Genomic DNA, 10,056 nt, shown 5'->3' with positions numbered 1-10,056 from the left:
GGTACGGGGACGGGGGCGGCGAGGGCGGCGGGGCCACCGACCCGCGCGTCTACGCCGCCGTGCTGATCGGTGCCCTGGTGTGCGGGGCCGCCACCGAGACGATGGGCATGCACTACATCTTCGGCGCCTTCCTCTTCGGCCTGATGATGCCGAAAGAGGGCGCGCGACGACTGCGTTCCGACGTGCTGGACCACACCGGGCGCGTGACCTCCGTCCTGCTGCCGGTCTACTTCGTCGTGGCCGGCCTCAAGGTGGACCTCGGCGGGTTCGGCCGCGCCGAGACCGTACAACTCGGCGCGATCCTGCTCGTCGCCGTCGTCGGCAAGTTCGGCGGCACCTATCTGGGCGCACGGTCCACCGGGCTCCCCGCACGCCCCGCGACGGCGCTCGCCGCGCTCATGAACACCCGTGGCCTCACCGAACTCGTCATCCTGGGCGTCGGCCTCCAGACGGGGCTGCTCGACGGCTCCCTCTACTCCCTCATGGTCGTCATGGCCCTGGTGACCACCATGATGACGGGACCGATGCTGGCGCGGATCTACCAGAAGCCCGTCGTCGTCCCGCACGCCGTCACCGACGAACCCGCCGCCGTCCCGGAACGGCGCCGCCACCCTGCCGACCGCTGACCGACCACGCGGCAGCCGTCAGTCCGCAGTCACTGGCGTGTCATCGGGCCTTCGTAATCTTCCACTGGCCTGACGAGGGCTGTGTGGCGCGTGACCGGTAGTGCTGCTCGCGAGCCGGAGGGGTGCATGGAATATCGAATACTGGGACAGGTCGAGGTCCGGCACGAGGACAAGCAACTGCCGCTCTACGGTGCCAAGCAGCGCACTGTGCTGAGCGCTCTGCTCCTGGCCGGCGACCTGGTGGTGTACGACTCGCAGTTGGGCGATTACTTGTGGGGCCAGAAGGCGCCCGCCACCATGAACGCTCAGATATACACGTACATTTCGCGGCTGCGGAAGATGCTCGGCCCGCATGCGCGGATCATGCGCCATTCGCCGGGTTACCAGATGGAGATCGGGTCCGCGTGGTTCGACCTGGACGAGTTCTCCGACCAGTCGCAGCGCGGCCACGAGGCGCTGGCCGCGGGCGACTACGAGCAGGCGGTCACGCTGCTGTCATCGGCGCTCTCGCTGTGGCGCGGACCCGCGCTCGCGAACGTGTCGTCGCATCTCGCCGACGCGGTGCGACCGCAGCTGGAAGAGGCGCGGATCTCGGCGCTCACCGGCCGGTTCGAGGCCGAACTCGCGCTCGGCAGGCACGCGTCGCTGGTGCCGAGACTGACTCAGCTGGTCCGTGAGTACCCGCTTCAGGAGCGGTTCCGCGCGCAGCTGATGACGGCCCTGTACCGCTGCGACCGGCAGGCCGACGCCCTTGCCCTGTACGAGCAGGGCAGGAGGATCCTCGCAGGATCGTTGGGAGTCGATCCCGGCGCGCTGCTGCACGAGGTCATGCTCGCGATCCTCAACTCCGATCCGAAGCTGCTCGGCCCGGCCCGCGAGCGCTCGCCGGCCGGCGTCGGCCGCTCGGCGCTGCCGGGCTTCGCCGTTCTCTGAGCCGGGCCCCGCCGTTCCCCGAGCGGCCACCGGACCGGCCGTCCACCGCGCGGGATCCCGCCCGCGTCCCCGACCAAGAGCCGCTGGAGGCAACGTCATGACCGCACCTCTGCCCGAGACCACCCTGGCCGACGAGGACCGGGCCCGCATCAAGGACGTGGTGTGCGAGGTTCTCGACATCGAACCGGAGGACATCACCCTGACGGGGTCGTTCACCAAGGACTACGCCGCCGATTCGATGGCGCTTGTGGCACTCGGCGCGTCCCTGGAGCGGACCTTCGACATCGAGATCGAGGACATGAAGGTGGACCTGATGGACGATCTCGAGAACGTGTTCGCGGTGGTGGGCGAGGCGCTCGCCATGAATCGTTGATCCGGTTTCACGACGCGAGGAGGGCGAAGTGAACGCGGACGGGGACATGGAGCGCGTGGTGATCACGGGGCTCGGCGTGGTCAGCAGCATCGGCATCGGCGTCGACGACTTCTGCGCGGGACTGCGTGCGGGGCGCAGCGGGGCGAAGCCGATCACGGCCTTCGACACCACCGGCTTCGCGCACTCGATCGGGTGTGAGGTGACCGGGTTCGCCCCACAGGAGTGGCTGGACCGCTTTGAACCCGAGGGCGTCGGTCGTGCCACCCAGTTCGCGGTCGCGGGCGCGCGGATGGCGCTCGCGGACGCCGGACTCGATGTCGAGGAGGTGCGGGGCCGCCGGGCCCTCGTGTCCGTCGGCACCAGCGACGGCGAGACGCGTGACCTGGACACGCTGACCGAGCAGCAACTCGCGGACGGTGACGGGGCGCTCGACCCCGCCCTCGCCGAGCGCGCCGACGCCAACCGGCTCGCCTCCGGTGTCGTACGCGAACTCGGACTGCGCGACGTGGAGACGATGACGATCGGGACGGCCTGCGCGGCGGGCAACTACGCGATCGGCAGCGCCTTCGACGCGTTGCGCACCGGCGACGTCGACATCGCGCTGTGCGGTGGCGCGGACGCCGTGTGCCGCAAGACGTTCACCGGCTTCTACCGGTTCGGCACGATCGCCCCCGAGAAGTGCCAGCCCTTCGACAAGGACCGCAAGGGCCTGCTCTCCGGCGAAGGCAGCGGCGTACTCGTCCTGGAGAGTCTGCGCTCGGCGCGGGCCCGCGGCGCGCGGATCTATGCCGAGGTGCTCAGCTACGGGCTCAATTGCGACGCGGGGCACGCGGTCGCGCCGGACCAGGACAGCCTGGCCCGCTGCATCCGGCTCGCGCACCGCAACGCCGGCATCAAGCCCGAGGACGTGGACCTGATTTCGGCACACGGCACCGGCACCCCGACCAACGACGTGGTCGAGACCGGCGCGATCCGCCAGGTGTTCGCCGACCCGCCGCCGACGGTCTCGGTGAAGAGCATGATCGGGCACGCGATGGGCGCGGCGAGCGCCCTGGCCGCTGTCGCGTGCGCGCTCGCCATCCGCGAGAGCTTCATCCCGCCCACCATCAACCATGTGAACACCGACCCGGACTGCGGCCTCGACTGCGTGCCGAACCAGGCGCGACCCGCCGAGCTGAACGTGGTGCAGAACAACGCGCTCGCGTTCGCAGGCAACAACGTGGTTCTGCTGCTCGGCCGGCACCAGGAGACGACGTGACGACGATCGAGGCGACCGGGCCGCTGCGCCCGCAGAGTGCGGATCCGGCCAACCGGACCCTGGTGTTGTCGGGTTGGTCCGCCGTGACCCCCTACGGCGTGGGCCGCGACGCCCTGCGCGACGGCGTGCTGTCCGGTCGCTCCGCGGTCGCGGAGCAGGCGGCGGACGAGTTCGGCGGGGGCGTCAGGGCCGCGGTCGTGCCGGGGTTCAAGGCGGCGGACCACCTGGGGCGCAAGGGGACCCGCTCGATGGGCCGCTCCATTGCGTTCGCCGTGACGGCCATCGACGTGCTGTTGCGCGAGCTCGGCCCCGAGGTCACCGAGGACCCGGAACGGATCGGTCTTGTGCTCGGTGTCGGCCAGGGCAACGTACAGGCCGCCATGGACTTCACCCGTGGGGCGCTCACCGCGTCCAGGCCCTATCACGTGGACGCGCTGCGGTTCCCGGACACGTTCCTCAACCGGGCCGCCGGGCAGAGCGCGATCTGGCACGGACTCAAGGGCCCGAACACGACCATCGCCGGCGGCAGACTGTCCGCGCTCCTCGCGATCGGCTACGCGGTCCGCCTGTGCCGTGGCGGGCACTGCCGGCGGCTCCTTGTCGGCGCCACCGAGGAGTATTCGCAGGCGCGGGTGCTCCTGGTGGACGCGGCGAGCGGGCCGGGCGGCACGCCCGCGCCGCTGGGCGAGGGCAGTGTGGTCGCGCTCCTTGAGTCGGCGGCCGATGCGGCGGCGGCCGGCCGCGTCCCGGTGGCCACGGTGCCGGCGACGCACTTCCGGGCGGCCCCGGATCCCACGACGGGCGGCGACGAGCTCGCCGCGTGCGTGCGTGCGGCGCTGGCCAAGGCGGGCGCCACCGCAGACCGGATCCGCCTCGTGGCGCCGCTGGGCGAGTACGCGGAGCAGGAGGAGGCCGGGATCCGCGCGGTGACCGGCGACTTCGCACCGCACTGGCTGCGCTGCCGTCCGCTCCTTGGCGACGCGTTCGCCGCGTCCGCGGGGCTGCAGCTGTCGGCGGCGCTCGCCGCCGGGCAGTACTGGCCCGAGCGCGAGGACCTGGCCCTGATCACCGGCATCGACCGGGACGGAACGGTCGGCTGCGCGCTGCTCGGGCGTCCCGACTGATCGGCCTGTACAAGATATTCGGCCCGTTCAAGACGGAGCTTCGTGGAGTCCGCGCCCCCCGCTCTTCCGGCCCAGGCGACCCTCCCGGACCAGGCGCGTGAGCAGCGCGCACGGCTCGAAGCGGTCGTCGCCCGTGAACTCGCGCAGCACCTCAAGGGTGTCGACGATCGTGTCCAGGCCGATCAGGTCCGCCGTCCGCAACGGGCCCATCGGGTGACCCAGGCAGTCCTGGAAGACGGCGTCGACGGTCGCGGCGTCGGCCGTGCCCTGCTGCAGCACCGTGGCCGCCTCGTTGACGGTCAGCATCAGCACCCGGTTGGAGACGAAGCCCGGCGCGTCCGAGACCACCAGGCCCTTCTTGCCCATCGCGGAGAGCAGTCGGGTGGCCTCGCGCAGCGTCGCCTCGGAGGTCCTGTCCGTACGGATCACCTCCACCGTGTCCTTGAGCGGCGCGGGATTCATGAAGTGCATGCCAAGGACCTGGTCCGGGCGCCGGGTGCGGGCCGCGAGATGGCCGATCGGAATCGCCGAGGTGCAGGACGCGAACACCGCGTCCGGCGCACAGTGCTCATCGAGCAGCCGGAACGTCTCCTCCTTGACCGGCACCCGCTCCGGGCCCGCCTCGATCACGAACGATGCCGTGCCGAGCTCCGCCCACCGGTCCGTCCAGCGGACGTCCGCCACCATCTTGTCCGGCTTGCGGCGGGCCCGCCGCAGAAGTCCCGCGAGCCGCGCACCGTCGCGCAGCCGTCCGGGCCCCGACTCCCGCGCGCCCGCGTCCGGTTCGAGCACCACGACCCGGCGGCCCGCGTCCGCGAGGCACTGTGCGATGCCGCATCCCATGGTGCCGCCGCCGACCACTCCGGCCGGCCTCTCCTGCTCGTGCTGCATGTTTCCTCCTCGGCTGAGGGCTCGGGATCGGGATCGGGATCGGACTCAGGGCGTGACGACCCGAACATGCCCCGTCTGTACGGACGGCTCGTTGCGCAGCTCGAGCAGCAGCCGGTCCCCGTCCCGGGCCACCACCTCGAAACCCGCGAAGCGCAGGGTGACCAGCATGATCCGGTTCACGTCGGTCGCCACGTACTCGGCCATCGGTCGGCGGCCCGCCGCCAGCGCGCGCCGCGCCAGGTGGTCGAGCAGCACCGCGCCGACACCCCGCGACGTCACCCGGCAGGACATCAGCAGCAGCCTCAGCACGCTGCGCGTCGCACCGATCTCGCTGATCGCGAGGCCGATCGTGCCGTACGGGCCGAACCGGTCGGTGAGGCTCGCGACAAGCACCTCGTGGTCGCCGGAGGCGCGGAGCCTGCGCAGCTCCGCCATGTCGGCGGTCCAGCCGGTGGTGTTCAACTGATGCGTGCGTACGGTCAGTTCGTGGGCCCTGGCCAAGTCGTCGACGGTGGCCGGGCGCAGGGTCAGGACCAGCTCGAGCGAGGCGAGGAAGTCCGTCGCCGGGCCCGTGTGGTCGTCCTCCGCGGCACGCCGCTCGGCCTCGACGCGGTACATCGTCCGCCGCAGCCAGGACTCGGCGGTGACGAACGCCGGCTGGAACTCCTCGTACGCCGGAAGCTGCCCCGCGTGCTCCGCCGGGTAGCAGCGGACCATGGGCAGCGCCGCCGCGACCTCGGCGCGCTCGACGGGGTCGTTGTCCACGAAGGCGAGGGTGTCCAGGCCGATGCCCAGGGTCTCGGCGATACGGCGGACGGCCGCGCTCTTGGTGCCCCAGCCCACTTCCAGCACGGTGAACAGGCCGTCGAGGCCGTGCCGTTGGAGATGCGCGGCCGCGACCGCGTGCTCGCCGCGGCTGGCGACGGCGTGCAGGATGCCGCGCTTGTCCAGCGCTCTCAGCGTCTCGACGGCGGCGGACACGGGCACGGGATCGTCGCCCTCCAGGACGACGCCGTCCCACAAGGTGTCGTCCAGGTCCCACACCAGACACTTGACGGTACTCACGCGCGAGGTCCCCCTTCTCGGACTTCTCCTGCCTCTGCGCCCGACGCGGCCGCCCGGCGCAACAGATGCTCCGCGATGTGCAGTTCGGACACCTCGTCGGAACCCTCGATGATCCGCATCACCTGTGCGTCCCGGAAGAACCGTCCGGCCCTGCTGTCCGGCGCGCACCCCGCCGACCCCATCAGCTGCACGGCCCGCCCGCTCACCGAGGCGGCGGCACGGGCCGCCGCGTACTTGGCCATCACGGTCCGGGAGATCGCCTCCGGATCCCCCTCCCGCCGCAGCCGCGCGGCGACCCGGCACAGCTCGCGCGCCGCCTCGGTGTCCACGGCGGCGCGGGCCAGCGCCGAGCGGACCAACTGGTGGTCGGCCAGGGCCACTTTGGCCTGGGTCCTGGCCGCGGTGTGCGCGGTGGCGTCGGCGAGGCACGCCTCGGCCATCCCGAGGCACCCCCAGCCGACGGTGAACCGTCCGTGATCCAGCGCCGTCCCCGCCACATGCGAGAGGCCGAAGCCCGCGGGCGCCACCAGATGGTCCTTCGGCACCCGCACCGCGTCGAACCGTATGTGCGCGATACGGGCCGCCCGCATGCCCAGTTGGCCGCTCACCGGCTCACGCGTCACCCCGGGCCTGTCGGTCTCGACGAGGACCGTGGCCAGGCGGCCGTCCAGCCTGCCGAGGACCAGGCAGACGGTCGCGAGCTCACCGAAGGTGATCCACCGCTTGTCTCCGGTGACCGTGAGCGCGTCGCCGTCCTCGCTGATCCGTGTCTCGACGGCCGTCAGATCGCTGCCCGCCTCCTGCTCCGTAGCGGCGAAACCGGCGAGCTGGTCACCGGCGGCGAGCCGCGGCAGCCACCGCGCGCGCTGCTCCGCGCCGCCCCAGCGGGCCAGCGCGGCCGCGACCATGCCCTGCACCGTCACCAGGCCGCGCAGCGCGCCGCATACGGAGCCGAGCCGCGCGCACAGTTCGCCCAGCTCCAGCGGGGTGGCCCCGCCGCCGCCGTAGCGCTCGGGCACATCGAGGCCGAGCAGCCCGGCGGCGGCCACGTCCCGCACGGTCCGCTCCGGCAGCGCGCCTCGCAGATCCCAGTCCGCGGCCTCGTCCCGCAGTGCCGCGAGGTCCGGCAGCGTACGCATCAGGCAGCCGTCTTGCGCAGCACGAAGTCGGTGAGCCGGCCGACCGTACGGAAGTGGTCGAGGTCCAGGTCCTCGACACCGACCTCCAGGCCGAACCGCCGCTCCACGAAAGTGACAAGCTCCAGCGCGAAGAGCGAATTGACCAGGCCCAGGGCGAAGTAGTCGTCGTCGGGGCCGACTTGATGCCGGGCCCCGGCGGTGAGGAACGCCGTCAGCTCACCGCTCACCTCGCTCGCCGTCAGCCGGCCAGTCCCCGTGCCCATCCGTTCTCCTTCCCTAGGGTTCACTGTCCCTGCGGTCCCTCTACAGGTAGTGCGACGTGCCGCCGCCGTCTCCGTGCTCGACAAGGAGCAGGCTCCAGGCCGCCACCGGGCTGACGTTGAGCAGCACCGCGCGCCGCCCCTCGGCCAGCGCGCCCGACTCGACGGCCGACATCAGGTTCAGCAGCACGTCGCACGGGCCGAGGTGACCGTAGCGGCGCAGATTGTCCGCGCACACCCCGGCCAGCTCGACGCCGAGCGTCTCCTCGGTGAAGCGGAAGGAGCCCAGCGACAGGTTCTGGCTCAGGTGGCAGCCGACGTCGGCGGGGCGCATGCCGTTGCGGTCGAGCAGCGCGCCGTACAGCTCGCGCAGGTGGTTGCGGGTCTCGATGGCCAGGTTGAAGGAGTAGCCGCGGATGTCGGCGCAGTCCTCGCGCCAGTCGGCGAAGGGGCGGTCGCGGTGGTCGACCGTGAAGAGGTTCCAGTAGTCGCCGTTGGTGCGCTGGGCCACGTCGAGCAGCCGGAGCGGTCCGTGCCGGGACACCAGTACGGCCTGGCCGCCGTCGCCGCTCACGGTGACCGGGTGGCGGTAGCGGCGCGGCGTGGCGGGCCTGCTGCCATGGGCGATGAGGACGTTGTGGAGTGTGTCGTCGGCGGCCAGCAGGCCACGTGCCGCGAGCAGCGCCGGGCCGATCGAGGCGCAGCCGACGCCGCCCACGGAGAAGGTCACCGCGCGGCGGGCGCCGAGAAGGGCCTGCAGCCGGGTGGCCTGCGAGCTCATCAGGGTCTCGGGCGAACGCTCGTCGATGACGATCAGCGCGTCGAGCTCGTGCGGACCGAGACCCGCGTCGGCCAGGGCGCGTGCGGCGGCACCGGCCGCGAGTTCGGTGGCCGACAGGTCGTCGGCGCGAATCTCGTCGATGCCCAGGCCGCGACAGGTCTCCGCCTCGGCGGCGGGCAGCTCGTCCAGCTCCGGCAGATCCGGGACCTTCAGCGTCCGTTCCGGCAGACAGTGGGCAACGGCCCGCAGGGCCACGCTCGCCGCCATCTCAGCCCTGCCCTTCCTGCCGTACCCCGGGCGGTACGGCTTCCACGCCGCTCAACTCGGCGAACGCCTCGGCGAGATGGTCGGCGAACACGGCCATCCCGTCGGCGTCGAACCGCCCGTTGTGGACGAGCTTGATCTCCAGTACGTCGTCCACGACCGCCGTGAAGACCACGATCGGATTGACCTCCATCAGCGTCCGCTGCCGGGTGTGCAGCGGCGCCTGCCGGATCCGAACGGCCCCGTCACCGACCTTGATGGCGTCGATGCCGCCGACCTTGTGCTCCACGCACACCACCGGCTCCGCAAGCTCCCGCAGCTCTGCGACAGCGGCGGTCCGAGGGCTCAGCGTGCGCAGGATGCCGTAGCCGACGCCGTCGTGCGGGACGGCGCGCAGCGCGTCGACGATGCCGGGCAGCGCGTCGGGTACGCGGGCGCCGGGCGCCACGGGGAGCAGCGCGGGGAAGAGGTTGGTGAACCAGCCCAGGGACCTGGAACGGTCCGAGGGCCGGTACGAGTTCGGTGAGCCGTGGCCGACGGTGCTCAGGTAGGCGTACGGCTGCCCGCGCCACCGGGCCCACGCACAGGCCACGGCGGCGAGCGCCGCCTCCCGGCTCGCCGGGCCCGAGACGGTGAGCGGGGCCGCGAACGCGTCGGCGGGCACCCGCCTTTCGATGACGCCGGGCTCGGGGGCGGGCTCGGCGGTGGGCGACTCCGCCTCCGGAATGGCGTTCCCCTCCTGGCCCGCGCGGAGCACGCTCGTCCAGTAGGTGAGCTCGCCCGCGAGCTGGTCGGACTGGGCCATGGCGTTCAGTTGCCCGGCCCACGCACGCCAGGCGGGCGGTCGGGTCTCGCGGCGTGGCGCGCCGGTGGCCGCGATGTCCGCCAGGGCTCCGTTGAGGTCCTCAAGCAGGGGGACGGTGGAGATCTCGTCGTACGCGAAGTGGTGCACCACGAGCAGCAGTACGCCGGGGCGGTGCAGGCCCCGGCTGTAGAACTTGGCCTGGAGCAGCGGGCCGCGCGCGAGGTCCAGCTTGTCGATCAGTTTGTCCTTGTCGGCCTGGAGCAGGGCCAGTTCGTCCTCCGGGCCCAGTGGCGGCAGCACGGTGGTGTCGAGCAGCTCGGCGTGCTCCGTCGCCGCGCACTGCGCGCGCCAGCCGAGGCCGTTGTGCAGGAAGCGGTAGCGCAACGGCTCCTGCATCTCTACGAGATGGGCCAGCGCCGTACGGACGTCATCGGCCGCCACGCCGGGCGCGACCTCCAGGACCTCGACCGTGACGAAGTCAGCGGGCGCCTCGTCCCTGCCGTCCAGCAGGCGGTGGATGAGGGGCGTGAGGGGGAG

The 10,056-nt window shown here is 72.1% G+C and carries 11 protein-coding genes; 5 read left to right on the top strand and 6 right to left on the bottom strand.

The window, feature by feature from the left end; genetic code table 11:
• The 5 genes from E2651_RS36155 to E2651_RS36135 form a co-directional block, all read left to right on the top strand.
• The coding region (locus tag E2651_RS36155) for a cation:proton antiporter (RefSeq protein ID WP_209446333.1) at nucleotides 1-626 on the top strand (626 nt) is incomplete at its 5' end.
• Nucleotides 627-752: 126 nt separating this feature from the next.
• On the top strand, nucleotides 753-1,559 hold the full coding sequence (locus tag E2651_RS36150) for an AfsR/SARP family transcriptional regulator (protein WP_135335494.1): 807 nt from the start codon (nucleotides 753-755) through the stop codon (nucleotides 1,557-1,559).
• A gap of 97 nt (nucleotides 1,560-1,656) precedes the next feature.
• Nucleotides 1,657-1,932, top strand: a complete 276-nt coding sequence (locus E2651_RS36145; RefSeq protein ID WP_135335493.1) for an acyl carrier protein — start codon at nucleotides 1,657-1,659, stop codon at nucleotides 1,930-1,932.
• Nucleotides 1,933-1,978: 46 nt separating this feature from the next.
• Nucleotides 1,979-3,190 (top strand): beta-ketoacyl-[acyl-carrier-protein] synthase family protein, encoded by a 1,212-nt coding sequence (locus tag E2651_RS36140; protein ID WP_135335496.1) that lies wholly within the window; start codon nucleotides 1,979-1,981, stop codon nucleotides 3,188-3,190.
• The gene (locus E2651_RS36135) at nucleotides 3,187-4,314 is read left to right on the top strand and encodes a beta-ketoacyl synthase N-terminal-like domain-containing protein (RefSeq protein WP_245239443.1); all 1,128 of its coding nucleotides are present in this window, start codon (nucleotides 3,187-3,189) and stop codon (nucleotides 4,312-4,314) included. The genes E2651_RS36140 and E2651_RS36135 overlap by 4 nt, the downstream gene beginning before the upstream one ends.
• Before the next feature lie 27 nt (nucleotides 4,315-4,341).
• Here E2651_RS36135 and E2651_RS36130 read toward each other — a convergent pair whose 3' ends face one another.
• The 6 genes from E2651_RS36130 to E2651_RS36105 all read right to left on the bottom strand — a co-directional run.
• Nucleotides 4,342-5,205: a 3-hydroxyacyl-CoA dehydrogenase family protein gene (locus E2651_RS36130; protein WP_135335492.1), complete on the bottom strand. Its 864-nt coding sequence runs from the start codon at nucleotides 5,203-5,205 to the stop codon at nucleotides 4,342-4,344.
• Between the two features lie 45 nt (nucleotides 5,206-5,250).
• The gene (locus tag E2651_RS36125) at nucleotides 5,251-6,270 is read right to left on the bottom strand and encodes an HAD-IIIC family phosphatase (protein ID WP_135335491.1); all 1,020 of its coding nucleotides are present in this window, start codon (nucleotides 6,268-6,270) and stop codon (nucleotides 5,251-5,253) included.
• Complete coding sequence (locus E2651_RS36120; protein ID WP_135335490.1) at nucleotides 6,267-7,409, bottom strand: acyl-CoA dehydrogenase family protein; 1,143 nt, start codon at nucleotides 7,407-7,409, stop codon at nucleotides 6,267-6,269. Before E2651_RS36120 ends, E2651_RS36125 begins: the two co-directional genes overlap by 4 nt.
• The gene (locus E2651_RS36115; protein ID WP_135335489.1) at nucleotides 7,409-7,672 is read right to left on the bottom strand and encodes an acyl carrier protein; all 264 of its coding nucleotides are present in this window, start codon (nucleotides 7,670-7,672) and stop codon (nucleotides 7,409-7,411) included. Before E2651_RS36115 ends, E2651_RS36120 begins: the two co-directional genes overlap by 1 nt.
• Nucleotides 7,673-7,712: 40 nt before the next feature.
• Nucleotides 7,713-8,717, bottom strand: coding sequence for a 3-oxoacyl-[acyl-carrier-protein] synthase III C-terminal domain-containing protein (locus E2651_RS36110; protein ID WP_135335488.1), 1,005 nt, complete (start codon nucleotides 8,715-8,717; stop codon nucleotides 7,713-7,715).
• A 1-nt stretch (nucleotide 8,718) separates the two neighbouring features.
• Nucleotides 8,719-10,056, bottom strand: a 1,338-nt coding sequence (locus E2651_RS36105) for a condensation domain-containing protein (protein ID WP_209446332.1), incomplete at its 5' end; no start/stop codon positions are given.

It is taken from the genome of Streptomyces sp. MZ04 (genome assembly GCF_004684775.1).
Classification (GTDB): Bacteria; Actinomycetota; Actinomycetes; order Streptomycetales; family Streptomycetaceae; genus Streptomyces.
This window is presented reverse-complemented; position numbering and strand designations above follow the sequence as displayed.